Annotated in this window: 19 protein-coding genes; 9 read left to right on the top strand and 10 right to left on the bottom strand. The window is 62.0% G+C overall.

Going from position 1 to position 26304, the window contains the following annotated elements:
• Positions 1-358: 358 nt before the first annotated feature.
• On the top strand, positions 359-943 hold the full coding sequence (locus LOC60_RS12630) for a DUF3060 domain-containing protein (protein WP_230025697.1): 585 nt from the start codon (positions 359-361) through the stop codon (positions 941-943).
• A gap of 431 nt (positions 944-1374) precedes the next feature.
• Here LOC60_RS12630 and LOC60_RS12625 read toward each other — a convergent pair whose 3' ends face one another.
• From LOC60_RS12625 to LOC60_RS12600, 6 genes are all read right to left on the bottom strand, one after another.
• Entirely contained in the window at positions 1375-2475 is a 1101-nt protein-coding gene (locus tag LOC60_RS12625) for a fatty acid desaturase family protein (protein WP_230025695.1), read from the bottom strand.
• Positions 2476-2801: 326 nt separating this feature from the next.
• A complete protein-coding gene (locus tag LOC60_RS12620; RefSeq protein WP_230025693.1) occupies positions 2802-4142 on the bottom strand; it encodes an APC family permease in 1341 nt (446 codons plus the stop codon).
• Positions 4143-4319: 177 nt separating this feature from the next.
• Complete coding sequence (locus tag LOC60_RS12615) at positions 4320-4859, bottom strand: hypothetical protein (protein WP_230025691.1); 540 nt, start codon at positions 4857-4859, stop codon at positions 4320-4322.
• 69 nt (positions 4860-4928) lie between these two features.
• The gene (locus LOC60_RS12610; protein ID WP_230025689.1) at positions 4929-5495 is read right to left on the bottom strand and encodes a GrpB family protein; all 567 of its coding nucleotides are present in this window, start codon (positions 5493-5495) and stop codon (positions 4929-4931) included.
• Positions 5496-5557: 62 nt separating this feature from the next.
• A complete protein-coding gene (locus LOC60_RS12605) occupies positions 5558-5992 on the bottom strand; it encodes a hypothetical protein (RefSeq protein ID WP_230025687.1) in 435 nt (144 codons plus the stop codon).
• Between the two features lie 102 nt (positions 5993-6094).
• Entirely contained in the window at positions 6095-6586 is a 492-nt protein-coding gene (locus tag LOC60_RS12600; RefSeq protein ID WP_230025685.1) for a GNAT family N-acetyltransferase, read from the bottom strand.
• Between the two features lie 110 nt (positions 6587-6696).
• Between LOC60_RS12600 and LOC60_RS12595 the strand changes: the two genes are divergently transcribed.
• From LOC60_RS12595 to LOC60_RS12580, 4 genes are all read left to right on the top strand, one after another.
• A complete protein-coding gene (locus tag LOC60_RS12595; protein WP_230025682.1) occupies positions 6697-7398 on the top strand; it encodes an MSMEG_4193 family putative phosphomutase in 702 nt (233 codons plus the stop codon).
• 15 nt (positions 7399-7413) lie between these two features.
• On the top strand, positions 7414-7974 hold the full coding sequence (locus LOC60_RS12590) for a DUF3090 family protein (protein WP_230025680.1): 561 nt from the start codon (positions 7414-7416) through the stop codon (positions 7972-7974).
• Positions 7974-8741, top strand: coding sequence for an SCO1664 family protein (locus LOC60_RS12585; protein ID WP_230025679.1), 768 nt, complete (start codon positions 7974-7976; stop codon positions 8739-8741). The genes LOC60_RS12590 and LOC60_RS12585 overlap by 1 nt, the downstream gene beginning before the upstream one ends.
• Before the next feature lie 750 nt (positions 8742-9491).
• Positions 9492-12749, top strand: a complete 3258-nt coding sequence (locus LOC60_RS12580; RefSeq protein ID WP_230025677.1) for a hypothetical protein — start codon at positions 9492-9494, stop codon at positions 12747-12749.
• A 6-nt stretch (positions 12750-12755) separates the two neighbouring features.
• Here LOC60_RS12580 and poxB read toward each other — a convergent pair whose 3' ends face one another.
• Positions 12756-14474, bottom strand: a complete 1719-nt coding sequence (gene poxB / locus LOC60_RS12575; protein ID WP_230025675.1) for a ubiquinone-dependent pyruvate dehydrogenase — start codon at positions 14472-14474, stop codon at positions 12756-12758.
• A gap of 344 nt (positions 14475-14818) precedes the next feature.
• Here poxB and LOC60_RS12570 point away from each other — a divergent pair, with 344 nt between their 5' ends.
• Complete coding sequence (locus tag LOC60_RS12570) at positions 14819-14998, top strand: hypothetical protein (RefSeq protein ID WP_442860415.1); 180 nt, start codon at positions 14819-14821, stop codon at positions 14996-14998.
• A 242-nt stretch (positions 14999-15240) separates the two neighbouring features.
• On the opposite strand, the gene LOC60_RS12565 is transcribed toward LOC60_RS12570, so the two are convergent.
• The 3 genes from LOC60_RS12565 to LOC60_RS12555 all read right to left on the bottom strand — a co-directional run bounded on the left by LOC60_RS12565 (position 15241) and on the right by LOC60_RS12555 (position 19997).
• Entirely contained in the window at positions 15241-16572 is a 1332-nt protein-coding gene (locus tag LOC60_RS12565) for a hypothetical protein (protein WP_230025674.1), read from the bottom strand.
• 783 nt (positions 16573-17355) lie between these two features.
• Positions 17356-18036: a hypothetical protein gene (locus LOC60_RS12560; RefSeq protein ID WP_230025671.1), complete on the bottom strand. Its 681-nt coding sequence runs from the start codon at positions 18034-18036 to the stop codon at positions 17356-17358.
• Positions 18037-18329: 293 nt separating this feature from the next.
• Positions 18330-19997, bottom strand: coding sequence for a hypothetical protein (locus LOC60_RS12555; protein ID WP_230025670.1), 1668 nt, complete (start codon positions 19995-19997; stop codon positions 18330-18332).
• A gap of 791 nt (positions 19998-20788) precedes the next feature.
• On the opposite strand from LOC60_RS12555, the gene LOC60_RS12550 reads away from it, so the two are divergent.
• The 3 genes from LOC60_RS12550 to LOC60_RS12540 are packed head-to-tail and all read left to right on the top strand — an operon-like array spanning position 20789 to position 26300.
• A complete protein-coding gene (locus tag LOC60_RS12550; RefSeq protein ID WP_230025668.1) occupies positions 20789-22243 on the top strand; it encodes a DUF3375 family protein in 1455 nt (484 codons plus the stop codon).
• Positions 22240-22992: a DUF4194 domain-containing protein gene (locus LOC60_RS12545; protein ID WP_230025665.1), complete on the top strand. Its 753-nt coding sequence runs from the start codon at positions 22240-22242 to the stop codon at positions 22990-22992. The genes LOC60_RS12550 and LOC60_RS12545 overlap by 4 nt, the downstream gene beginning before the upstream one ends.
• Entirely contained in the window at positions 22989-26300 is a 3312-nt protein-coding gene (locus tag LOC60_RS12540) for an ATP-binding protein (RefSeq protein WP_230025663.1), read from the top strand. The genes LOC60_RS12545 and LOC60_RS12540 overlap by 4 nt, the downstream gene beginning before the upstream one ends.
• The last annotated feature ends 4 nt before the right edge of the window (positions 26301-26304 follow it).

The raw sequence follows: 26304 nt of genomic DNA, 5'->3' as shown, positions 1-26304 counted from the left end.
TTCCCTAGCCCCTTACAGCCAGTCTGCTGGCAATCAGGCACGACGGCGATGGCAGCGAGGAGTTCCGGCGGCTCAAACGCCCGGATCGAGTACTAGCTGACGGCCTCATAGGGCTCGCATCGGTCCTGGAGTTCATCCTTCGCGCTCATCTCGACGCTGCTTGTCCGGCAGCTTTTCTCATGGTTTCCCCGGGAACTATCCGCCCGGCATTTCCGCGGAGATGCGTGGCCGTCCTGCCCGAGATGCAGGAGAATGGAACGGAAAGCGGAAGGGCCCCGGGTGAGGAACTGCTGCAGCAGTTGCGGTTCTCGCCGGGCAGGCCAACCAACACCCAGCCCGCTAGCTGAGGAGAACCCGCATGTACCGAAGCCGCATCTCCGCACCCGTGCTTACCGCCGTCGCGGGCCTGGCACTCATCACCGGATGCACCGCCGACCCGGCCCCGACGCCGGAGGAAACCGGAACCCCATCGTCAACCAGCGTCGGAACACCGGAGAACACGTCCACGGCCTCCCCGACAGACTTAGGCGCATCAACCGCACCCGCTGGCTCCGGTGCGACCGTCAGCCTCAGCCGCGGGCAGGAACACAAAATTACGGAAGCGAACACCAGCGTCAGCATTACCTGCTCCGGCGGCGGGGACATCGACGTCGAGACAAATGGCTCCACCGTGCAGACCACTGGCCAATGTGAAGACATCGACATCAACGGCAATGACAACACAGTCAGTGGCGAGGACGCGGAAAGCCTCGACATTGAGGGTAATAATAATCAAGCCACCCTCAGCAATGTGCCCGACATCGATGTGGATGGGACCGCGAACACTGTCGGCGTCGAGGAGAGCCGTGACATCGACGTCGAAGGCGAGAACAACACCGTTACCTACACCTCCGGGGACCCCGTGATCGAAACCGAGGGTACGAACTCCGTCTCGGCCCGATGAACACGGGCTTGGGCAGCCTTATCTGGTGAAGCCTCATGTGTTGAGCAGATAACGGGGCTATTGGGCGCGGATAAGCCCGTTACCTGCTCAGTAAACGGGACCGACGGCACGGACCCTGGTTTGAGGGCGCTCTCATTCACGTTAAGTTGGCCTGCGGCGCAACGGCGAAGCACGACTCAACCGTCATTGCTCTTTCCCACGGTGTACGGCTTGGTGATCCTGGGACTCGGCCTGTGGGCAAGCCTGGCCACCGGTCAATGGCTTGCCATTCTGCGCAGCCGGGCTGCTGGTACTGCCGGTCCGCACACGCCCTCGCCCTCGCCCAACAGGACGGTTGCTGCCAAAACCAAAACCGGACCACCCCCTTGGGGGTGATCCGGTTTCATTTACGATCTAAAAGCAGTGCACCGCAGGCGGCAGAGTTTCCGGACTTACACCCGGTGCGTGCTGGCCAGCGGGCATGCCCACGTATCGACCCCGCCGCGGCCCACCTTGTTGATATAGGCCGTGACGTCCTTCAAGGATTGGCCAAACCCGGTTTCGGTATACCGCACCCCCAGCTGATCACAGTACTGGCGAACCAGCGGGGCAACTTTTCGCAGGTTCGGGCGGGACATGGAGGGAAACAGGTGGTGTTCAACCTGGAAGTTCAGTCCTCCCATAAAGGTATCCACCCACCGGCCGCCGGTGATATTACGGCTCATCAATACCTGACGGCGCAGGAAATCGATGCCGGCGTCCCGGGGCGCGATCGGCATGCCGATGTGGTTCGGGGCGAAGGCAATACCCATATACAGCCCGAAAACGGCGAGCTGGACGCCGATGAACGCTGCGCCCTTGCCCGGTGAAAGAACCAGGAAGACCAGCACCACGTAACTGACCAGGCGCACCGCGATGAAGCTAAGTTCCACCCACCGCCGCTTGATCCGGCCCTTTCCCAGTACCCGCTTGATGCCCTGCACATGCAGGTTGACTCCCTCGAGCAGGAGCAGCGGGAAGAAGAAGTAACCCTGCTTGGTGGCAAGCCAGCGCGTGAAACGGTTCTTGCGCGCTTCGGCCGCCTCGGGGGTGAAGGCCAGGACGCCGGGAGCGATGTCCGGGTCCGTGCCGATTTTGTTCGGTGCAGCATGATGCTTGCTGTGTTTGGCATTCCACCAGCCAAGGCCCATGCCGGCAAACAGATTAACCACGATCAGCGAAACCCACTCATTCCACTTCGGCGACACGAAGATCTGCCGGTGCGCGGCGTCGTGCCCAAGGAACGCGATCTGCGTCATCAGCAATGCCAGCACCACCGCGGTCACCATCTGCCACCACGTGTCCCCCAGCAGGATGAAAGCCAGGCCCAGCACCAGACCAATCAGGGTCACCCCAATCAGCTTGGCCCAGTAGTAGCCGTAGTTCCGGCGCATGTACCCGGCTTCCTGGATCTGCCGGGTCAATGCCGTGAAGTCGCTGGTGTGCCGCTGGCGGGCCGGGCCAGCTGGCCGGTGTTTGCCTTCTCCACTCGAATCCACACTGGTGCCCGTCATAACGGCGTCTTCCATAATTCACTCTCATATCGGCGGACATAGTCCATCTCATATTAACGAACAGCACCGGATCCGCTCCTCGGCCGTTGCCTGGGTGCAGATCCGCTGCTGTAGGCATTTCCGGTTGGTGGCCGTCAATGCTAAGTGCGCTTATCGTATAGGGAAGACGCCCTCTTCGTTTAATTGCCGGGGCAGGCAAGAACCATGCTCTTGGATGCGTCTTCACCGCGGCGAGCTTGATTGGACCTGCGGCCCGCGCGGCAACTACCGCCAACCGGAAATCCCCCGCTCCCCCTTCCAACCCCCAGCAGTGGGCCTGCCACGAGTTAGCTGGCGCTTACGCGTTCCTCGCGTTTGTGTCCGGCCCGGGCAGCGAGGAACAGCAAGGATCCGACCACCACGTAGGCGGCGGCGCCGAGCCAGATGATCCCGGTTTGCTGCGTGAGGAGTGCGATGCTCGCAATGATCGCGAGGACCGGCAGGATGCGGGGGGCGCTGAAGTGGTCGTGGTCGACTTTGTCCTTTTTGAGGACGAGGACGCTGACGTTGGCGGAAAGGAACACCAGGAGGAGGAGCAGCACGGTGGTTTCGGCCAACGTGGCGACATTCCCGAGGAGGGTAAGGATGATCGTCAATCCGGCAACCACAACGATGGAGACCCAGGGGGTGCGGCGACCCGGCAGCACGCGGGCGAAGGCACGAGGGAGCAGCTCTGCTTCCGCCAATCCGTAGCCGACACGGCTGGCCATGACCATGAACAGCAGTGCTCCGTTGGCAATGGCGATCAGCGCGATGATGCTGAACAGTCCGGGCGGGATTCCGACGCCGCTGGCCGCGACGACGTCGAGCAGAGGTCCGGTGGAGTCGGCCAGTTCGGCCGGGGGCATAACGATGACCGCACCGAGAGCGATGAGGAGGTAGACGACCCCGGCGGTGCAGATCGCGCCGAACAGTGCGCGGGGGTAGGCCCTGGAGGGGTTACGTACTTCCTCGGCCATGTTTGCTGCGGCCTCGAAGCCCAGGAAAGAGAAAAACGCGACGATCGATGCGGCGAAGGCACCTTGGAACGGCGGTACGTCCGGTGCGAACTCAAGCAGCCGGGACGGGTCCCCGTTGCCGGAGGCGAGGACGATGGCGGCGACGACGATAACGATACAGAGGCCGGTTACCTCGATGACGGAAGCTACGAGGTTCGCTCCGAGGGACTCCCGGACTCCGCGAAGGTTGATCAAGGTCAGCAAGATGATAAATACGACCGCTGCGGGGGCGGCCGGCACGTCGATGAGCGCTGTTAAGTAATCGCCCGCGAAGGCGTTCGCGAGGGCAGCGGCTGTGGTGATTCCTGAGGCCATCATCAGGAAGCCGACGAGGAATGACACGTAGGGGATGCCAAAAGCCCGGTCGGCGTAGCGCGCGGCTCCTCCAGCGTGCGGGTACTTGGTGATCAGTTCCGCGTATGTCGCGGCAGTGAGCAGCGCGACCACCAGTGCGATCAGCAGGGGTATCCAGATCGCGCCACCGACGTCGGAGGCCATGGTACCCACGAGGGTGTAGATGCCGGCGCCGAGGGTGTCACCCACGATAAACGCGAACAGCAGCGGCGTACCAATTGCCCGCTTCAGCCCGGTTGGTGGTTTTGCTGTGGTCGTGCCGGGATCATTCGTCATTGGACTATTGGATTCGGTTTGCCGTCCCTACGCAACTACTTTCGCGAAATCCGGCGCAACAAAAGCGTTGAGGCAGGTAGGCGAAGATTATTTACCTGTTACAGGGCTATCGTCATTCGCCCAGCGAGCGTTTCCTACCTGCCGGAGCCGGGTGGGTCAGGCGTGGAGTAGGATCCTTCAGCGTCCGCTTCCATTGATGTTGGTTCGACGGCTGGTGATTCTAAAGCGGGTGATGCGCTGGATCATGACGGGATACAAGTGAAGGATCATCCCGAGAAGCAGAATCTGTGCAGCACCTCGAGGGTGTGATGTAGCCGCGGCCATGATGGCCAGTACTGCGGTAGCGAAGAAGCCGAGAAGGTGACCGGTTTCGGACTGCTCGGTCCCTCTAAGGAAGCGGGCTATCCCTGTTGCTCCTTGCTCTGTTTGACGCATCTCTTTGATGATTCTGTTCCAGCCGACGAGGCCGAGTAAGCGTCGGAGTGCCTCCGCTCCCAGCAGGGTGTAAATCCGCGGCTCGAATGGTCTGACCCGGTAGCGGTAGCGGGCAATGTCCACCAGTGCTGGACCTGTCAGGAGCGCCATGAAGAGGAAAGCACCCTGGACAACGACCGCGTAGACGAGGTGATCGGGTCCTATGGCGAACCAGCCAGCAGCCGCTGATCCGAGACCGAACACCAGACCCGCAGCTCTTGTTCGCTGATCCCCCGTTGTCATGCCCCCGAGTCTAGCCAGAGCCTTCCTCAGGGCGATCCCTCTGGGCGATCCGCTCCCGCTTGTATAGCGTCAATACCTGCAGGCTGCCCTTGCCCGCGCCTTGATCGCCAGGATGACTTCGGTCTTTGCAGCGGCATAGTCATTCATGTCGTCCCACTGCTTCTCGAGCAAAGTTCTCTTGGTTCTTTCGTAGAGGACACGGTCCTCTACGTTGCGACGCAAATGATCGCGCAGAAGGAGATACTCGCCGATCGCAGGATCACCCCGTTCGTATAGATGAACGTGAACATCGCGTTCCGGCGTACGTACCAGCCGGTGCCGTGGTTCTCGGACTCGCAGTTCGTACCCGGCTGCGAGAAGCGGGTCGAGGTAGTCCTCCTCGGCCGTGATGTCGTCCACTGCGACCACGATGTCGATGATTGGCTTGGCTGCCAGTCCCGGAACAGAGGTGGAACCGATATGTTCGATCTCGAAGTACTCACCGCCCAGGGCATCACTAATCCGCCGTCGATGGTCGAGGTATGTGTCTGCCCATTTATCGTCGTGGATGCAGAGCCCCAGCTCGTACTTCTCAGGACCACCGACGAGCTCGACAGATGCGACGTCTGGACGGCGCGGCTTCCGGCTCTTTTTCACATATGTATCTTTGCAGAGTAGGCCAACTGCCGACGAAACTTTGTGCCCCGTACGCCGGTCCCTCAATGCGACAGAATCGAGTCAGACCGAGGCGACAGGCACGTCGCGATCATAGCCAGGAGGTCGTCCAGAGTTCCGTGGCACTTCTCCACCTCAGGTAGGTGGTAGAACGTGCTGGTGGTCTCGGGGTTATTGATGTCTTCGTCCGCCGAATGCAGGATTGTTCTTCTGCCTTGAGCGAGTGCGATGCCAAGCTCAACATGCGTGCCCTTCCCGCCTGGAAGCAGGATAACAACGACGTCGGCCCCCATCACTGCATCTCTCTCACGCTGCCCGATATCGCACAGATGATCGAGGGTGACTGTGCCCGCATCGCGCGCTGACGCGTTCCGGGTCCAGTCGTACGCGTTGACGTAGCCCTTGCTTTCCAGGGTTTGCGCGACGTACCTGACGTTGACGATATTTCTGAAGCTCGACGCAACATAGAACCTTTTCAAAGCTTCTCCCTCCTGATTGGCGCTGGGGCCATTCCGGTCAATTCCTCAGCATGGGTCATTTGCTCCAGTCCCATATGGGGATGCTCTAGTGCAGTTCGTGTACTACGTTTCGCCGCTTATCTCCTTGAAGTAGCGGGCAACAGGCCACCGCTCGAACCCGGACCCCTCGTAGAGCTGACGGGCCGGCGCATGTCCAGGGTCATCGCCTGTTTCGACCATCACCATTCGCATGCCCTGTGATCGGGCTCGGCTAATTGAACTCTGCATGAGTGCCCGACCGAGTCCTTTCCCTTGGTGCGTGGGGTCGACAGCAAGAACATAGACCTCACCCATGCTGTCCTCGGGATGAAGTCGCGTGCAGACCCACCCGGCAGGTGCGTTGTCGATGAGAGCGACGTCGATATTCTCCGGCTCGCCGTCGAGGGTCGCTTTTAGATCGTCGGTTTGCCGGCTACGCCAACCTTCGGGGTAGAACGACTCATAGACGAAGGCAGAGACAGCTGGTTTGAGTAACTGGAACACTGGTTCCCATGCCCGCAATGAGAGGGCCAGTAGTGGCTCGCGGTGTTCGGCGGAATACGGGACAATTTCCATGCGCCAACAATAGCTACAACCGGGGCGGCGCCTGCCCGCGCGGTACAGACAGCTCACACCAGCACGTTCACCCGGCCGTCGGCGTCTTCACGCATGACTACTCTGGGGAGATGGCAACAGTAATCCTCGTGCGGCATGGCCGCACCACAGCGAACGCCTCCGGCCTGCTGGCCGGCCGGACCCCCGGCGTCGAACTCGACCAGGTGGGCCGCGACCAGGCGGCCGCGACCGGCAACCGGCTCGCCGTCGTGCCGGTGGTCGGAGTGGTATCCAGTCCCCTTGAGCGCTGCCGGCAGACCACGCAGTTCATCCTCGACCGCCAGCCGGGCACCCCGCACGCGCCGGTCGACGTCGACCTCACCGAGTGCGACTACGGCTCCTGGCAGGGCCGCACGCTCGAGGAGCTCGCGAAGGAGAAGCTGTGGGCGACGGTGCAGTCACAGCCGTCCGCGGTCACCTTTCCCGGCGGCGAGTCGATGGCAGCGATGCAGGCCCGCTCGGTAGCGGCGATCCGGCGCCACGATGCAGCCTTCGAAGCCGAGCACGGGCCGGGGGCGGTGTGGGTGGCGGTGAGCCACGGCGACATCATCAAGTCGGTCCTCGCCGACGCGCTCGGCATGCACCTGGACATGTTCCAGCGCATCAATGTGGGACCGGCCTCCGTGTCGATCGTGCATTACGGCACGGGACGCCCCACCGTCCTCGCGACCAACACCGACGCCGGGGACCTGTCCTGGCTGGCGGCCAGGCCGACGTCGGACGATGCCCCGGTGGGCGGTGGTGCAGGTCACGCGGCACCGCCGGCCCGATGAGCCTAGAGTAGTTCTATGCCTACAACCGTTCACGATTTCGACTGGCCGGACCGCGTCGTCGTCGGCACTGTCGGCGTTCCGGGCCAGCGCACGTTCTACCTGCAGGTGCGCGCCGGGAAGCAGATTGTCAGTATTGCCCTGGAGAAACTGCAGTCGGCCCAGCTCGCCGAGAAGATCGACGAGATCCTCGACCAGCTCATGACCGTCGACGGCAACCCCTTCCACGTTCCCGCGAGCACTCCCCTGGAGCTTGTGGACAATGACGATCTTGAGGCGGTTCAGGAACAGTTCCGCGCCGGCGTGATGAGCCTCGGCTGGGACCCGACGACGGCGCAGATCGTCATCGAGGCCTACCCCCTCGACGAGGTGGATGAGGACGACGACGGCTTCCTCGAGGAGAACGACGACGAGACCGACGACGCCGAAGAGGTGCTGCGGGTGCGGATGCCGGTCGGCACCGCCCGGGCCTTCGCGAAGCGCACGCGGGAAGTGGTGGGCGCCGGGCGTCCCATCTGCGTAATCTGCGGTCAGCCGATCGACGCCGACGGGCACACCTGCACCTTCCCCGAGGCCTGATGCCCGCGCCGGACCTGGTCACCGCCGAGCTGACGCTCACAAGCCGCCTCACGACGGCGTCCAACGCCACCTTCCTGGGCAGCATCGGCGACGCCGCCGTCGTCTACAAACCGATCGCGGGCGAGAAGCCGCTGTGGGACTTTCCCGACGGGTGCCTGGCGCACCGGGAGGTGGCCGCCTATCTGGTGTCGGAGGTGCTGGGCTGGAACATCGTGCCGCGGACCTGGCTGCGCGATGGCCGGTTCGGTGAGGGCATGGTCCAGCTCTGGCAGGAGACCGACCCGGAGCAGACCGCGGTGGACCTGGTGCCGGCCGACGACGTGCCGGACACCGGGTGGAAAGAGGTCCTTCAGGGGCAGGATGAAAACGGGCGGATCGTCTCCCTGATTCACGAAGACACTCCGGCGCTGCGGCGGATGGCGGTGTTCGACGTCCTGGTCAACAATGCCGACCGCAAGGGTGATCACGTCCTGGCCATGGGCGACGGGCACCGGTACGGCGTGGACCACGGGCTCACCTTTCACAGGGCCCACAAGCTGCGGACGGTGCTGTGGGGGTGGATCGGGGATGCGTTGAATGCCGAGGAGCTGGCGGGTGTTGACCGGGTTCTCTCGGGGCTCAAGGGTGAGTTGGGCTCGCAGCTGGCGAAGCTGCTCACTGCCGAGGAAATTGCTTCGTTTGCCGCCCGTTGTGCCCGGCTTCGTTCGGCTGGGGTGTTTCCGTCTCCGAGCGGTGACATGCCTGCGGTGCCCTGGCCGCTGTTCTAAGGGGGTTGCGGTTTCTTTGCTGCCGGTACAAATCGACATTCCGCAGACCAGCTCCCAAGAAGGCCAAGGCTGGAACCGATACGATCGCCACCAGAAGCAACAACAGTCGGAGATCCGGGATACCTAGTATGGTGATCTTGCCGTTGGTCAGCACGTCGATTACAGCGGCCACTTCAGCAGAGAAAAAATATCCAGCGAGTCCCAGCCAGAACAAAGCTTTCAGAAGAAATGAGGACGGACTCGCTGGGTCCGGAAGGTTGTTCCGCGCCCGACTAAAGGCCCGGTATGCGCTACGTAGAGCGACGAAGAGTAACACGAAGAACAGGATAAAAACCGCCATGACACCCAACGACATACCTGACTCGTAATTCACCGGGTTGCGAATGGCCCTGACGATGATGAATCCAAGCGCTGCAGCCACGACTAGCCAGACCGTTCCGCGCATCCCAGGGCCGAACCATCGTTTGTGCTGTCTTATCTGGGAGTCCACGGAAGCCAGCATGCCATAGCAGGGAAGAAAAAAGCGGCAACAGAACAAGAGCCTACTTATGCTCGTAAAGCTTCCCGGGGCATCGACTTGCCGCCGACTCTGCACCTCCCCTGTTGTCGTATTCGACAATCGCAGCTGGTGCCTCAATCACACTGGCCACCAATAGGCCCCCTGCGTCAGCCCTGATCGATTTATCAGCCCGTAACGTTCGCCACGATTCGACCCCACGCCGCATAAGGGTTGATAGGTAAAGTCATTCAATGAGCCTCACATCGCTTCTTCGTGATCCACAATCTTCAGTGCGTGTTTACCTGGATGGGATTTCTCCGCTCCTCGGAGATTTGAGCGGTCCGGTCGAAGGCTGGAGTGCGGCGGTGGAGGCCCTAGGGCTGTCCAAACTTGTGAGAAGAAGAACGTTAGTGCCTTCTTTCCCGGGAACCGATTTACCACTCATCGGAACGGCCTTTGATTTTCGGGCACGAATTGAGCTCCAGGAGTTTAACCCTGATCATTCACTGGCTGCCGCAGGAGTTGCTCTACTGCCCAACTACGTTCCCCTGATAGAGAACGGCCCTCACCGCGCCAGGATCCTTACAGAGGCGTTTCACCTGGCCACAACCCTAGTGCGTGAGCCATTCAGCGATTCGGATCTCGACCGTGCAGCCATCTTGCTTGCCCACTGCGAACAGATCGCTCGGGCGGGCGTGCAGGCAATGAAGGGTTCCGTCGGCGATGCCTGCGATGCAGCTATCGATGGCCAATCTTTTGCAGATAACCTGAATGCGCTCGCACTGGCAGATATCAGATCGTTGTTGCTGACTAACGCAGATCAGCTTGAAACATGGCAGGAGCAAATCGAAGACGGAGACCCCTACGACCCAAACCCGGCATTCGTCGGTTCCGGGCTCGTCGGAGGGGCAGATGCTGACTGGGTCATCGGTGAGACCCTGATCGATTGCAAGGTATACAGCGCGTTGACGGTTCCCAAGCTTCGCGACTTCATCCGTCAGTTACTTGGGTACGTGATGCTCGATTCCGATGACCGCTTGGGTATTCGCCATGTCGGTATTTGGCTCCCACGCCAGAGCATGACACCAACTTGGAGTCTTACGCGCCTTCTCGGCGGAGATCCTGAAGAACTACTTCCTTCACTGCGGCAAGGGCTCATCAAAGCGACCGAGAAAACTCAGCTTGCGCCCCATTCGCCGATTTCAGCAAAGCGCAGGCATCAGCTGCTCGCGGATAACCGGCATACGCCGTATGAAACGTTGGCCGCGTTGGCGTCGAGTAAGGACATCGACATCCGACGGCGTGTGGGACGAAACGCTGTAACACCTGAAGAGACCCTCAGAATACTCGCGGAGGATCTTTATTCCTCGGTTCGCGAAGGCGTTGCACGGAATGAAGCAGCCCCCAGAGACGTCCTGGGCGAACTCGCGCACGATCGAAGCATTGCAGTTCGACGAGCCGCGGCAATGAACCCCAAGGCCCCCGCACCCGCGATGAGGTCTTTGGCGACTGACGCCAAGCGGGATCCGCAATCCGCTGCCAAGAAGAGCGACGGTGTTGAAACACCACTAGCGACCGGAGCGCCGTCGGCGGGCAAAGACGCCATTGGAGAAAGTCACGATGTTGTTCGAATCGGCCACGACCGAGACGAATCGGCACTCGACTCAAAATGGTTCGCCGACTTCCTCCAAACAACAACAGGGGTTAGGGAACGTATGCCGATTCCGGATGCGAGTTATCGCTGGGGCTCACAGACCGGTCGACCTCTTGTCTTGGGTGAGTGGATGCGGCGGCGGAACCTGCCGGACCAGGTCCTGAAGGACTTGATGCGGGCGGATCGGCCCGTGTGGGTCCGAAGGATGATCGCCGGGACGATGCCTCTATTTGACCCTACGGTACGTGAAGAATTATTGAACGATGCCGATCCGGAGATCCGCTGGATCACGCTGAAGCGCAGCGCCGATATCCTCGATGAGCCAGTCAGCACATTACTCGTGGACCTTGCAGCCTCCGGAGAAGCAAGGTTAAAGTTCCGAACGGAGGGTATGGGTGCCAGGCGTGAATGGACACACAGCGTCTCTGAATACCAGCACGAGACGCTTTGCCTGATCGCTTCCCACCCAGCAACTCCCTACTCCGCACTCTTGACGTTGATGTCGAGCACCTCGGCGCAGGTGCTCACTAGCCTCATCCAGAACCCTGCCCTTGAAGCTGACGACCGGGCTACGCTTTTCCGGTCAATGCAGACCAGCAAGTCCGTTGCCGCTCGCGAGTTGCTGGCTTCTCTGGAATTGGTGCCGGAGACCGTCTTGATCGATCTGGCAGCAGACAGAGACGTTAGAGTGCGTACTGCAGCCGCGCAAAACCCCTTCGCCCCGACAGTTGCCCTATCTTCCTTGGCTGTGGACCCAAAGCGCGCAGTACGGCTGGCAGTACTGGAAAATGTCGTCACTCCCGGTGATCTTGCTAGTTCTATTGCGGCGGCCATGCTCCTAGTCGATATAGACGAGGATCTGCACGCCGTGCTTACCTTCACTGGGGAACGGGCAGACATTGACGTGCCACTGGCAATGATCGAAGAAGCCCTCGACCGTCTATCAAAGAGTCGCGTGCGTTGTCCCGATATGCGGGTGGTTGTAGCAGATGACAGACGAAGCAGTGGCAAAACTCTGTCGCGTCTGGCACGGAGCACTGATGATCTTGTCCGCGGCGCGGTCGCCGGAAATCCCGCGGCACCTGTGGCTGTAATCTTGCGCCTCGTCGGCGATCCTGAAGCAAACGTGCGGGCCGGACTAGCTGACAACCCGGCCTCTCCGCCAAATGTTCTCAAGACACTCTCTCATGACGGGGATTCCCGAGTGCGTGCTCGGACAGCTGGGAACCCCAAGATCCCACAAGCAATACTCGAAAACCTGATCTCCGACACTGAGGCCGACGTACGCGCCGCAGCGCTGAAAAACCCTGCGACGCCGGTGGAGCTCGTACGTAAAGCGGAAGCCTCATGGGAACGGGTTACTCGGCCTTCACCTCCGGACCGTGCTGCACTTGAGGAGATGGTCGCGAACAAGCGTGCAGAAGTGCGAATGGAAGTTGCTTTCAACCCGGGGGCTGATCCGGACCTACTTGCATTACTTGGTGGAGAACGACGAAGCTCCCAGGTGCGGCGGGCCGTCGCTGCCAACCCGAACACGCCCGCCGAAGTCTTGGCCTCCCTCGCTGAGGACCAAGACGACCAGGTTCGTCAGGCGGTAGCATTCAACGGCGCCACGCCAGGCACTCTTCTCGCTGACCTAGCCGGCCGAAGCCTTGACCTCGCCATCCTCGTGGCACTGAATCCCGACGTCCCTGAAGCCGTCCTTGACACCCTCCAACACGACAGCAATTCACTAATTCGGTTTGTGGCCGTAAACAGTCGGAAAAGTCGCACCATCTTTAACAGAGCTAACGTGCAAGCGTTAGAGGGACCCAGCGGAAGGGTACTCCCACGCCCGGCTTGCCCCGAGCGATGAAGCGGCTCAGAGCAGCTGGCGCGCGTTCGCCTTTGCCAGATCGATGAGCTCCCGGCCGTTACCGGCGAGCACCGTGCGCATCGCGTAGACCGCAAAGCCCGTGGCCTGCTTCGCCTCGATCTTCGGCGGCATGGACAGCTCCTGCCGCTCCACCGCGACTGAGACGAGCGCGGGGCCGTCGTACGCGAAAGCACGGCGCAGGGCACCCTCGAGGTCCTGGGGGCGCGTGACGCTCTCGCCGTGCATCCCCACCGCCTGCGCGACTGCACCGAAGTCCGGGTTCTCGAGCCCGGTGCCGAAGTTGACGATGCCCGCCGCCTTCATCTCCACCTCGACGAAGCTGAGCGCCGCGTTGTCGAACACCACGATCTTGATCGGAAGCTTGTGCTGCACCGCCGTCAGCAGCTCACCGAGCATCATCGCGAGGCCGCCGTCGCCGGCGAGGACCACGACCTGCCGGTTCCGGTCCACAGCCTGGGCGCCCATGCCGAGCGGGGTCGCCGCCGCCATGGTGCCGTGCCAGAAGGAGCCGATCAGGCGCCGTCGCGCGCCGATGTGCAGGTGCCGGGACGCCCAGATAACCGGAGTGCCGACGTCGGGCAGGAAGATCGCGTCGTCGTCCGCGAGTTCGTCGATCAGGTGGGCGAGGTGCTGCGGATGGATGGTGCCCGGGCCCTGCTTTTCGAGGTCGTCGAGCTGGGCGCGGGTGCGGCGGTAGTGGTCCAGGGACTTCTCGAGGTGAGTGCGGTTCGACTTCCGCTCGAGCAGCGGCAGCAGCGCCGACGCCGTCTCCCGCACCCCGCCGACCATGCCCTGGGTGAGCGGCACGCGGCGGCCGAGCTGCTCGCCCCGGATGTCGATCTGCAGGATCTTCGCCTTCTTCGGGTAGAACTGCTGGTAGGGGAAGTCGGTGCCGAGCATCAGCAGCGCGTCGCAGTCCTCCATCGCCCGGTAGCCGGACGCGAAGCCGAGGAGCCCGGTCATGCCGACGTCGAACGGGTTGTCGTGTTCGATGAATTCCTTGCCGCGGAGGGCATGCACGATCGGCGCGCCCAGTGCGTCGGCGAGGGCGAGGACCTCCTCGCGCGCCCCCTCGACGCCGGCGCCCGCCAGGATGGTCACGTTTCCACAGGCGTTCAGCGTGGTGGCTGCCTCCTGCAGTTCCGCCGGGGAGGGCACGGTGACCGGGTCGGTGCGGCGGACCGTGAAGACACGCTCGTCCACGGCGTCTTCAAGCGCGGTGTCGCCCGCCATCACGAGCACGGCGACGCCCCTCTTCTCGATGGCCGTCCGCATGGCGATCTCCAGCAGCCGCGGCATCTGCTCAGGGCTCAGGACCATCTCGCAGAAGACCGTGCAGTCGCGGAACAGTTCGGTGGGCCGGGTCTCCTGGAAGTACTGGCTGCCGATCTCGTCGCTCGGGATGTGCGAGGCGATCGCGAGCACGGGAACCCGGCTGCGGTGCGCGTCGTAGAGCCCGTTGATGAGGTGCATGTTGCCGGGGCCGCAGCTGCCCGCGCACACCGCGAGCTCCCCTGTCAGCGCCGCCTCCCCGGCGGCGGCGAACGCGGCCTCCTCCTCATGCCGGGTCAGCATCCACTCGATGCCCTTCTCCCGGCGGATGGCCTCGGTCACCGCGTTCAGGGAGTCGCCGGGAACTCCCCAGATACGCTGGATCCCATTGGCGGCGAGGTTGTGGACAACGGTCTCGGCGATCGTGGGCATGCTGCTCCTCCGTTCGGCGCGCTCAGACGGCCCCGTCAGTCTAGGCGGCGAGGGCGGGTGGGGCTAGAGGTCTGGTGAGCAGTTGGTGGGCTCAACGTTCCGGCGAGTACCCACTGGAGCTCTTGGAGAATGACGATCTCAAGGCTGTTCGGGAATAGTTCTGTGCCGGTTTAATGAGTCGGCTGGGACCCGACGACGGCCCCGAATGGTCGCGGGTACAGATGCCGGTCGGCAACGCCCATGTCTTCGGGAAGTGCACGCGGAAAGCTGCGGGACGTCCAATTCGCATGATCTGCTATCAGCCGGATCGACGTGGACGGGCACGCTTGCACCTTCCCCGGAGCATGATGCGCACGCCCGATCTGGTCACCGCCGAGCTGACGCTCACCGGCAGCCTGACGACGGCGTCGAACGCCACTTTTCCGGGCTGGATCGGCGACGAGGCCGTTGCCTACAAACCGACCGCACGCGAGAAGCCTCTGGTGGCCACGGACTTACCGTCCCAAACGAGCACAAGCTTCTGACGGTACTGTGGGTTGGATCGGGGATGGGCGAGCCGGCCGGAACCGGCCCAGCGGCTCACCTCCGAGGGAACTGCGCCACTCGAGAACGCTGCGCCCGGTTGGGCGATTTCCCGATCCAGCGGTGACATACCAGTAGTGCCTCGCAGACCCTCTAAGTGCATCGCTGTGCTGAGGGGATTCGCAGGATATCCATCCCGGAGCCGGATTCCATCTTTCCCCGATAAGTGCGCTATTTCTTCCTGCTACCCTCGCATCCGGACAATAAATTTATCGATCACTTGTCCCGCCCTGCGCTTTTCCCATTCGGGTGCTCCGAGCGGTATGCCGCTGTTTAGTATGTAGTGATCCAACGCATCTCCCGGAGCTTGCTCCCGCCATGCACGTAGCAGTTTGATGACATCCCATCCGCGGTCGGCCAGGTTTTCCAATATCCGTAGGTCCTTGAGTGTTATTAGTGCAACTGACGAGGAAAAGGCATCAGAGAAGCGGCCATCCTCGCTCAGTCGTTCTCTGACGCGTCGATGCACAGCTGCGTTCCATCCGAGCCCGCCAGGTGCAGTAAGGACTAACGGAATAAAGGCCAGTTGGGAAGCGGATCTACCATTCGTGGCGCTCTCGTTCTGCAGCAAATCGATGGTAGAAGATAGTTGGCTTGCCTTCCGGTCGGTCAGGACGCGGTCCAACTCAGCGTCTAATGCAGTCGCCGCAGCTCGCCCAAAAATCACCTGTCGGGGAACGCTTCGATCTGTAACTTCTATAAGAAGCCATGTGTTTCCTCTACGGATAGCAAAGTCACAAACACTAGGTGTTTTGGTCTTTGATCCGAACTTCTTTTGAAGTTGCAATTCGGTCAATACCCACCCTTTGCCCTTGGAAAATACACGCTTCAGCGTTGCACCGGTTTCGAACTCTAGGACATTGTTGGTGCAACCGATAAACGCATTCTCACGCCTTGTGCCATCGCGTTTGTCCACTGCTGCTAGGTGTTGACGAACATCAAAATAGGTAACCTCACTTAGTGCCCGTTCCACGACGAAGTTGACCCGCAATACTAAGACTGCTCCGGTGCTTAATCGGACAAGCGGGAACCGTCGAACCGTGTCGAAAGCATACAACGACCCTTGACTTTCAAATGATTCTTGATCCATCCGCGTCCGAAGTTCAGCAACGGTCAGAGACGTCGCCTCAAGGAAATGTGCGATCGCTGACTTCGGGAGTCCAAGAGTCTCAAAAAACTTGGGGGGGAAATGGATGTTTCGACGAGCTTGAACATACAGATTCATTGCAACAGCGGCGAAGTCTACGAGCCCAACGCCTGTTGCTTCCTCAAACAGCTCCTGCGGTTGGCCACCGACTGTTTGCGTGGACTTGCTGCTCATGGGCCAGTCTTGAAACCATGCTCGATCCACCCAGGCCAACTGAAAGCCGATGTCAATCGATCGATTGAACTGTTGATTAGCGATCATCTCGCTTGCTAGTCCACTGGGCAGACCTCCCCAGCTATCGCGTCTCGCCGTAGAAGACGCCTCGTCACCGATACCCAGAAGACAACGGACGATGTTGTCAAGGCCCATCAAGTCATTGGAAGGTGGGCCAGACGGGCAGTACCTTAAAGCTTCCCTCAACGCTAGTAATAGGAGTTGTGGCACAAAGAGGGTCGAACCTAGGCCAGCGGAAGCAAGAAGACGATCCCGGAGGTGACGATCAGACACCCGAGCAGCCCACGATCGGTCGACCGCTGCTCTTTCCGTTCCTAGACTTAGGTCAATATCCGCTAGCATTGCAGCAATCACCACTAGGGCCTGTTCCTTAGGAATCCGCGCCCAAAGCCTGGCCCGCTCTGCCTCAGGAATGGCCCGCCCCAAAGCTTCCGTCGCCGTCGTGTAAACCTGGGTGACGGTACCGAGAACAGGGGCCAGATCTCGGCCTCTAATGAACTCTCCACTCATCCTTATCTCAGATCCTTCTGGACTCATGGAAGTCTGCCTAATTCGCACGCTGCTATCTAACCACGCGGCACTGACGGGTTGTCGTCTACCAACCGGCCGAAGGCGACAAACCTCTGTAGGACTTCCCGCGACTGTTGCCCGGCTCGCCGGGAGGTGGACGTCCATCTGGCGTCCGACGCCCTGGGCTGGAACATCGTTCCGCACCTGGCTACGGGACGATCTGTTCGGCGATGGCAAGGTGGCGGCCTTTGGATTGCCGTAGGTACAGAGGGCTTCACGCTTTTCTGGCACTTAGAGGTAGTGTGCCGACACTTAAAGCATGCTAAGTGGCGGGACTCTAGGTGAGTTGCTGCACCAAATGTCTTCTGCAAGCGCACATCACCGTTGAAACCTGGGACGAATACCCCGTTAGATGAGGCGGCGAGGCGCTCCCAGAACTTTGACCTCAGTCTTCTCGCGCATGGGGTCGAACCATTGGGGATGGCCTCTGTAATCCTGCCGGTAAGACCACGCCAGTACGTCTGGGAGGCCTAGGAGTGGCTCCTCCGAAGGCTGACAGTGATAGACGATAGTATCTCTACTCAACTCCTTAGCCCTTCGCAGGTCACTGGCAACATATTCGTCCTGTTTCATGAGGTTGCGCTTGTCAAAGATAAACAATCCTGTTTGCAACTCATCTTGAATCTTGGGTAGAAGATACTCCAGACAACGCCGCCTGGCAGCCTCACCAGTCTTGTCGTCACCGCTGATAGGAGCACAAACTACGACGTCTAGACCGTCGTGATTCCTGGCAACAAGCTCGGTGGCCTGGCGAAGCGTAGTGTCCTCTCGCCTGTCATACATTGGAGCCGCATGAAGGGCCTCACGATCGTAAAAATCGAGCAGAGTTTCCCTAGTGTTATGAAGATACTCCTTCTTCACCACAGCCAAACCGACTATGTAAAAAGTGCGAGCATGAGCCAAGTCAAAGCTCTCATCTAGGTATGCGACGGGGTGCTCGTTGGCGCCATAGTACTGATCCAGTGTGCTTTTGATGCCGGCCCCCGTCCGCAGTGTTAAACAGAGCAGCCCCAGGCAGTCCATGGACATCTGGGGCTTGACGCCTCACCGGCAGGAAGGTTAGGAAATTTGAAGCCTACTCCGACTTCAACTCACACCTTCGAACGGGTTACCCGCGTTGCTCGTCTATAACATACAACAAGACAACACCTCTGTCGATCTTCAGCGGCAAACAACTCGCATGTCCGAGGAGCGGGTTGCATAGTGTGCTGGATTGCAGACCCTGAGTCTGCTCCGTTGGTCTTTTCCGTCCAGCTTCGTGGAGTCAGGGAGGCAACTATGCCGACGACCGATGCCGGGGCGCTGGGTGGCTGCCGGCTTTCTCAGGGCTTAAGCACCTTTACCGCATCAAATGGCAACTCGTGTCGTGCGTTTCCGCGCTTTTGGACACCCAGTGCCACTTCCTTCCATCGCTTTGAAATGGAGCCAAGGGACACAGCGGGCGAACCGCCCCACTGTGGCACGGTCTCAAACACCGCGTCGAGAACTTTGAGTGCCGCTTCCGAGAGCGGCAGATGTTCCGTGCTTCCTACGCCCGCATTATGCGCGGTTTGGTTGCGCACAAAGCGCATACGCTGCATCGTTTCGTCAGCGTCTATCCGAACTTCCTCCATAAATTGCTTTAGGCGCGTGTCATCTCGAAGTGTGCCACGGATATGGTTCACCTGATAGGCGGAATAGGGGCTCAGGTTCTGCTGAAAAGATACCCATTCCCTAACAGCCGCTTCCGCGATCTCTACTGAAACCCCAGTGGCTGTTGCTAGTTGCTCAAGATGAAGTCCGTCAGAAATCAGGAGCGCCATCAGCTTGTTCATATCGAATTCGTTCGGGTTTCGCTTTTTAGTGCCAAGTCCATGCCGGCTTTTGCTGCGTGTACCCCGCTTGATCACATCGAGAACGCTCGTGGGCAAACTTCCTGCACCAGATTCTCGAGTGAGTAGCCACCAAGCATGCACGCAGAGTTGCCGGAGAGCAACTAGGGAGATAACGAAAGGGACATTCTCGGCAACAAGATTCTGGGGGGTTTTCTGGGTGCCGCGGCCCAGGTACTCGAGGGCTATCCATGCGAAAAAGACCTGCATCGAACCAGCTCTCTCACCAGCGGCGCGTGATGCAAAACGCAGAGATCTATTTACGCTCGGACTTTGCGAAATGTTAAGCATGCGGGTGGTCGGTACCAGTTTGTTCCTTGAAAGGACTTCGAAGGCACCCTTGTCGCCTTCCTCCCAAACCATAACTTTGCGTTTCACGCCGAATTGGCTCGTTCGGTGTTCGGCGTTGATTCGGTCAACAATCCCCTCGGCAGCATCAAGCGCAGCATGGCGCGCCTGCTCCCCGTCCCATGCTCGGGCCTTCATTATTAGAATCTGCGATTGAAGGCCGTGTTTTGCTGTTGTATCGGCGGAGCCGTCCATACCCCAGTGCCGCAAGCAGAATCGTGTTAGATCCATGTCTGCAGTTGGTCGCTTCGACGCTGATGTAGGCGCGGACCATCCTACCGACTCTTTCGGGTCTATACGGCGGAAAATCTGTGTGTCTATACCCAAGGTCCGCACAGTTGCGTCGACAACGACCGCGACTTGGAAGTTGCGGGGAGCAACATCCATGTATGCCCTAAATTCGGTCGCAACAGCCGTCGCTGTTCCACATCTTTCGACTATTTCTTGTACCGAAGCAGCGAATAGCTCCGGTGTCCTACCTTGGTTTGCGACAGCCGCAACTAGCTCGCGCGACAGTGAGGACACCCGCGTTTGTTGGCCCCGCGTGAATTTCTCTTGACTTTCAAGGAGACCCGCCATCGATGAAGTGAGTGCGGAAAGGTAAGCCAGCCCATGCTCACATACCTTAGCCGCCTTGGCAGCCGCTTCGGTTAACGCCGTTCGGTTCGTCTTTAGAAACGCCAACAGAACGCCCTTATTGTTCTCACGGATGATGGCGTCCTTGGCAAGATTCAAAAACGATACTATCGCCGGGTCTTGCATAATCTTCACGGCGGCACTGCGCCCGACAGATCGCTGGGCTCTCCTGAGAGCCGGGACAACCGCCTTGAACGCATGCTCCGGCTCATTCCGAAAAGCCTCGAGGGCTTCAATGCTCTCACTCAGAGCAGCTGGGGGAATCAGAAACGAACACGCAGATACCGAAAGGTGCGCACGCGGATCCGCGGCCGCGGCGATGGACTCACTCATGAAGAGTGCACGTTCCAGCACTCCTAATCGAGGAACCGTTTCCATGGTGGGTCCAGATATTGTGTTCACATACGCCACTGTAACCAATAGAACAACAGTTAAAAGAAAAACCCCCGGCGTACCGGGGGCTCTCAGCCAATCGCTGGTCCTTAGAAATAGGGGCGTCTGACCTCTTAGTATGGGAAGAGGCTATGCGATCGAGGAACCATTGGCAAGCCTGCCGAGAATCTCGACAAGATGTTCGCCTCGTGTCTCGTATCTGCCCGGACCATACTAGCTCTGCGGCTAGCACCTCTCACCCGAGAGACCGTCGGCGCAGCTACCTCTTAGATTTGTGGTTTGATACAGACCCCGCCGGATCTCGCCGCCTGCCGCAAAGTGACTCGCACCCAAAGATGCCCACCAGGCGAAAGGAAATCAGAAGAGACGCGCCTACACCACAAGGCCCTGTAGAAGACGGTCGTAAAGGGCACCTATAAGAAGTAACCGCACGCGTTCGCGTCGATCCCTACGCCCCTGACCCACCCCGCCCCTCCACCCGGCTAAAATCGAGGAGGCCCGTTTTTCCCCACCGCACGGGCGGAAAGCGCAGAATGTCCTTCATCGAGAACGCCGTTGCCCGCTGGGCCGAACTGCAGCGGCTCCAGGCCTCCCCCGGCTGGAAACTGACCAACGCCAATGCCTGGGTCCCGGCGCTCTTCCGCGAGGCCTTCACCCGTACCCGGCCGCGGGTTCCGCTGGACGACTTCCACGCGATGACGGACTCCTTCCTGAACCGGCTCCGCATGGACGGCGTGCAGCTGCGCGAAGACTGGACCGGCCGGAACTACGCCGATGACTGGGTCGCCCGGCGCTTCCTGGCCCGCCCCCGCGCGGACGGAAAGTTCGTCTACGAACTCACCGAATCCTCCGCCCGCTTCCTCTCCTACTTGGACGGCTACACCAGCGACAAAACCTCGCTGAACTCCTCCCGTCTGGCCACCCTGCTGGACCGGGTGGAAAACCTCGCGCAGGAATCCAACCCGGACCCGGCCGCACGCATCGCCGTCCTTAAAGAAGAGGTCGCCCGCCGCGAGGACATGATCCGCGCCCTGGAATCCGGCGAGGCGCCTCCGCCCCTGCCGGACGACACCGCCGTCGAAGCCGCCCGTGACATCCTCGACCTGGCCGCCGCCCTGCCCGCCGACTTCAAACGCATGCGTGACGGCCTGGAAAAGATGCTCCATGACCTGCGCCAGGAAATGGTGGAATCCAACGCCGCCAAGGGCCTGACCATGGGCGAAATCCTCGAAGCGGACAAGAAGCTGCGCAGCACCGCAGAAGGCCGCACCTACGAGGGCTTCACCGCCTTCCTGAACGACGCCGACCAGCAGGCCCGCTTCCGCGCCGCCATCGCGGAGGTGCTGGAACGGGACTTCGCCGACGACATGAGCCCCGAAGACCGGCAGAGCCTCTACCGGCTGATCAGCGACATGCGGGACCAGGCCACCGAAATCCACCGGATTTACGGCCGGCTCTCCGAATCCATGCACACCTATGTGCAGAGCGACGAGTACCGCGAATCCGTCCAGCTGCGCCAGCTCATCCGCGCCGCCGAAACCGCCATCCACAAGGCTCCGCGCGGACGCCGCCGGGCCGCCGTCGTACCCGCACCGCAGCTGCACGGCTCGGGCTTCGAATCCCTCAGCATGGTCCGGGTCTACAACCCCGAAGACCACGCCGCCCCGCGCACCCTGCCCGAACCGCCGCAGTTCACCGAGGCGGACATCCACCGCTCGGTCCGCACTCCGCGCGCGGACCGGCGGGTACTGGCCGACGCCGTCGCCCGGGCGACGGCGACCCGCGCCAGCGCCACCGTGGCCCAGGTGTTCGAGCAGCTGCCGCCCGAACACCGGCACCTGAACAGCATCCGCGCCCTGCTCGCCGGTGGCTCAGCCTATTTCGATGCAAGCAATCCCCTTGAATCCGTCACCTTTACCCAGATCGACGGCAGCGAGCGCACCGCGCTGCTGCCCGCCGTCGCCGTCGCGAAAGCCCCCGAAAAATGAGCGAGACCACCGCAGAATTGTCCCAGGCACCGGAGGAATTCGACCCGGAGCTGGAAGCAGAGCAAGACGCCCCGCGCGACCTCCTCGTCGACGGCCCGGAACTGTTCCCCGGCGACATCGGCTCCCTGCCGCTGAAGCTGCGCCAGGCCCTCATCCGGCTGCTGCGCGGCCCGTACCTGGACGCGAACTCCTCGGACAACGTGTACGAGACCGTGGTGGACAACCAGGAGCAGCTGCGCGTCCGGCTGAGCGAACTGTTCCTGACCCTGGTCATTGACGAGGACCGCAAGGTCGCCCTGCTGCGCCCGGTGGAAATGGCCGAACCGCACACCTCCGCCCTGCAGCGCCAGCGCGAAATGACCCGCGAGGAAACCCTGCTGCTGCTGCGCATGCGGCTGATCCTGGACCGCCACACCGGCACCGGGAACGAGGCCACCATCGCCCGGCAGGACATCATCGAGGTGCTCGAGGGCTACGTGGACCCGGGCCAGCGCGACGCGAAGTCCGTGGAGGACCTGGCCGACGCCGCCATCCGCAAGCTCGTGCAGGACCGCCGGCTGCTGCTCCCCACCGAGCTGGACAACGTCTGGGTGATTTCCAACGCCCTGCCGCTGGCCCTGCCGTACAGCCAGATCGGCGACATCATCACCTTTATGCAGACCCTCGGCGGGGACGACGACGCCGTCCCCGCCCTGGACCTGGACGGCACCCCCGCTGACGAAATGAACGACGGCGAGGAGCCGGCATGAGCATCGAAACCACCCTCCCCATGGGAGACCTGATCAACCCCGGCCAGAACCGGCTCGCCTCCGTGCAGATCGTCAACTGGGGAACCTTCGACGGCGCGCACACCATTTCCGTGGACCGCGCCGGCACCCTGCTCACCGGCGATTCCGGCGTCGGCAAATCCACCATCTTCGACGCCATGCTCCAGGTCATGGATGCCCGGCCGCGAATGAACGAGGCCGCGCAGAACAACTCCGGCACCAACGCCGAGGAGAAGCGCAACGCGTTCTCCTACATGCGCGGACGCCTGGGCACCCAGGGAGCCGACGACGGCGCGGGCACCGCCTACCAGCGCCCCGGCGCCACCTGGTCCGCCGTCTGCCTGACGTTCGACAACGGCCTGGGTCAGATCACCAGCCTCTCCGTGGTCATGGACCTGCCCGCCACCGGCACCGAACACAACCTGGGCCGCTACTATCTGGTGCACAACCGCCCGCTGGACCTCAAGGCCCTGCAGGCCGGTATGCGCGGCCGCTTCACCAAGGGAAGCCTGGAAACCCTGCTGCCCGGCGCGGCCGTGTTCGATTCGCACAAAATGTTCGCCGAACGCTACCGCCACGCCCTGGGTGTGGAGGACGAGAAGGCCTTCAACCTGCTGCGCATCCTGCAGACCGGCAAGGGCCTGGGCGGCACCGTCAATGACTTCTTCCGCAACAACGTGCTGGACACCCCGCGAACCCTCACCGCCGCCGAAGAGGCCGTGGAGGACTTCAGCCACCTGCGCAGCATCCGCCGCCAGCTCGAACGCGCCCGGCAGCAGCGCGACCACCTGCAGAACGTCCCCGAACTGCACACCCGCTACCGCGAAGCCGCGGACGCCCTGGCGCGCAACCGTGCCCTTGCGAAGGAAGGCCTGCCCGCCTACCGGCAGCGCCTTGCCCTCGAAGGCGCGCAGCGCACCGCACAGAAGCTGGAAGCTGCCGCAACGGAAGCCCGCTCCGAACTCTCCGCCGCCGAAACCCGCCGGGCCACGCTGAAGGACCAGCGCGATGCCCTCAGCACCCGGTACACCGAAGAGGGCGGCGGAGCCATCGCCACCCTGGAACGCGAACTCGCCGCCGCCTCCGCGCAGCTGCGTTCCCGGGAAACCGTGGAGAACGCCGCCAAGGACGAGCTCGCCGCGGCGGGCATCGACGTCGACTTCTCCCCCGCCGGCCTGGTCACCGCCCGCAGCCGCGCCGCGGAGCTGGTGAAGTCCCTCGGCACCGAGCTCGACGCCGCCCGCGAGCGCAGCAGCAACGCGCACGGCGAGGCGTGGTCCCTCAAGGGGCAGATCGCCAAGCTGGAAAACGAGATCGGCTCCTTCCGCCGCCGCACGTCCAACATCCGGCAGGATTCCCTGGACCAGCGGACCCGGATCTGCGCCGCCACCGGCATCGACGAAGCGGACATGCCGTTCGCCGGTGAACTGATCGACCTGCCCAACGAGCACGTCCAGTGGCGTCCGGCCGCCGAACGCACCCTGCGTTCCCTCGCCACCGCGCTGCTGGTGCCCGGCGAGCACATGGCCGCCGTCACCCGCTACCTCAGCGAGAACGACATGCACGGCTACGTCCGCTGCATCGACGTCTCCGTTCCCGTGGACGGCCCCACCGAGCCCGGCCCCGATGACCTGATCACCAAGCTGCTCACCCACGACTCCGAAATGGGCGAGTGGGTCCGCCACAAGATCACCGCGCACTACGACTTTGTCTGTGTCGAGGACCCGGCCGGGCTGGCCGACGTCGCCAAGGGTGTGAGCCTCGGCGGTGCGGTCAAGCGCAACCGCAGCACCACGGAAAAGGATGACCGGCACACCAAGGCCTCGGACAACGTCCTGGGCTTTGACAACAAGGACACCGTCGCGGCGCTCGGCAACGAGCTGCTGGCCCTGCGCGGCGTGTTCGAGGAAGCCGACAACCTCTCCCGACAGCACGCTCAGGAGCAGGATGAGCTCGTCCGCCGACTCGCCGCCGTACGTGCCATCGCCGCGGATGAGCGGACGTGGGAGGACCTGTCGGCCGACGCCGCACGGGCCGCCGTCGCCGTCGCCAATGACCGGCTGGACTCGGCCCGGGATGCCAACGCCGATCTGGAGCAGATCCGCTTCGAGCTCGACACCGCCGAGCTGGACCTCACCGCAGCCACCGAGAAGGTCGGCGTTCTCAAGGGCGACGCCGCGAGGCTCGACGCCGACCTGGCCGCCGCCGTCGAGCGCCGCACCGTACTCTCGGCGAAGGCCCCCGAAGCACTGTCCGAGGGGCTGCGGTCCGCGCTGGCCGAGCTGTTCGAACCGTTCGGGGACCTGACCGACCCGGCCCGGCTGAAGGAGGCCGCCGGCGAGGTGGAACGGTCCCTGATCACCGAACAGGGCCGGCTGGAGAAGACCCTGCTGGAAACCCGCGCGAAGCTGGAACGCACGTTCGAGACGTTCAGCGACAAGTGGGGGTCGGACTTCGGCACGTCGGTGGAATCCGCCGGCGCCTACGAGGACCGCTTCGAGGACATCATTTCGGAGGGCCTGCCGCAGCGCGAAGCGGAGTTCCGCGAGTACTTCAACAACCGCACCTATGAGCGTTTCAGCGACCTGCTGCAGCTGCTCGATGAGGAACGCCGCAGCATCTCCTCGCGCCTGCTGCCGCTGAACTCGGTGCTGCGCCGGGTGGAATACTCCGCCGGCAGCCACCTGGAGATCGAGGTGGCCACCACCGTTCCCGACGCCGCGCACAAGTTCCGCACCGAACTGAAGAACGCGCTGCCGATGATGGGCTCGCGGCAGGACCGGGCGGACATGGATGCCCGCTACGCCGCGCTCGAGGGTCTGGTGGACCGGCTGAAGGATCCCGAGGAGAAGCGCTGGCGGGCCGAGGTGCTCGATGTCCGTTCGCACGTGACCATCACCTGCACGCACCGCCTTGCCAGCGGGAACACCTTCACCAACCTGCAGGCGTCGCTGATGTCCGGCGGCGAGGGCCAGCGGTTCACCGCGTTCATCATGGCGTCCGCGCTGGCCTACCAGCTGGGCATTGTGTCCCAGGGGTTCAGCACCTACGGCACCGTGATGATGGACGAGGCGTTCGTGAAGTCGTCGCTGTCCTTTGCGGAGGCGTCCATCAACGCGCTGCACGAGTTCGGCTTCCAGCTGCTGCTCGCCGCGCCGGAGGACAAGGTGGACCTCTCCCGCTTCCTGGGCTCGGTTACGGAGATCCTGCGCGACGACGTCACCAACCGGTCCGGTGTGATGGAACGGGCGATGGGCAACTCCCGGTCGGTGGATATCCTGCTGCGCTAGGTTA

This window comes from Arthrobacter sp. zg-Y769 (assembly GCF_020907405.1).
Taxonomy (GTDB): Bacteria; Actinomycetota; Actinomycetes; order Actinomycetales; family Micrococcaceae; genus Arthrobacter_B.
This window is presented reverse-complemented; position numbering and strand designations above follow the sequence as displayed.

What these genes read in the sequence shown, in the direction of transcription:
- LOC60_RS12630 (WP_230025697.1), top strand. Translation starts at nt 359, where the DNA reads ATGTACCGAAGCCGCATCTCCGCACCCGTGCTTACCGCCGTCGCGGGC.
- LOC60_RS12625 (WP_230025695.1), bottom strand. Translation starts at nt 2,475, where the DNA reads ATGACGGGCACCAGTGTGGATTCGAGTGGAGAAGGCAAACACCGGCCA.
- LOC60_RS12620 (WP_230025693.1), bottom strand. Translation starts at nt 4,142, where the DNA reads ATGACGAATGATCCCGGCACGACCACAGCAAAACCACCAACCGGGCTG.
- LOC60_RS12615 (WP_230025691.1), bottom strand. Translation starts at nt 4,859, where the DNA reads ATGACAACGGGGGATCAGCGAACAAGAGCTGCGGGTCTGGTGTTCGGT.
- LOC60_RS12600 (WP_230025685.1), bottom strand. Translation starts at nt 6,586, where the DNA reads ATGGAAATTGTCCCGTATTCCGCCGAACACCGCGAGCCACTACTGGCC.
- LOC60_RS12595 (WP_230025682.1), top strand. Translation starts at nt 6,697, where the DNA reads ATGGCAACAGTAATCCTCGTGCGGCATGGCCGCACCACAGCGAACGCC.
- LOC60_RS12590 (WP_230025680.1), top strand. Translation starts at nt 7,414, where the DNA reads ATGCCTACAACCGTTCACGATTTCGACTGGCCGGACCGCGTCGTCGTC.
- LOC60_RS12585 (WP_230025679.1), top strand. Translation starts at nt 7,974, where the DNA reads ATGCCCGCGCCGGACCTGGTCACCGCCGAGCTGACGCTCACAAGCCGC.
- LOC60_RS12580 (WP_230025677.1), top strand. Translation starts at nt 9,492, where the DNA reads ATGAGCCTCACATCGCTTCTTCGTGATCCACAATCTTCAGTGCGTGTT.
- poxB (WP_230025675.1), bottom strand. Translation starts at nt 14,474, where the DNA reads ATGCCCACGATCGCCGAGACCGTTGTCCACAACCTCGCCGCCAATGGG.
- LOC60_RS12570 (WP_442860415.1), top strand. Translation starts at nt 14,819, where the DNA reads ATGATGCGCACGCCCGATCTGGTCACCGCCGAGCTGACGCTCACCGGC.
- LOC60_RS12565 (WP_230025674.1), bottom strand. Translation starts at nt 16,572, where the DNA reads ATGGGCCTTGACAACATCGTCCGTTGTCTTCTGGGTATCGGTGACGAG.
- LOC60_RS12560 (WP_230025671.1), bottom strand. Translation starts at nt 18,036, where the DNA reads ATGTCCATGGACTGCCTGGGGCTGCTCTGTTTAACACTGCGGACGGGG.
- LOC60_RS12550 (WP_230025668.1), top strand. Translation starts at nt 20,789, where the DNA reads ATGTCCTTCATCGAGAACGCCGTTGCCCGCTGGGCCGAACTGCAGCGG.
- LOC60_RS12545 (WP_230025665.1), top strand. Translation starts at nt 22,240, where the DNA reads ATGAGCGAGACCACCGCAGAATTGTCCCAGGCACCGGAGGAATTCGAC.
- LOC60_RS12540 (WP_230025663.1), top strand. Translation starts at nt 22,989, where the DNA reads ATGAGCATCGAAACCACCCTCCCCATGGGAGACCTGATCAACCCCGGC.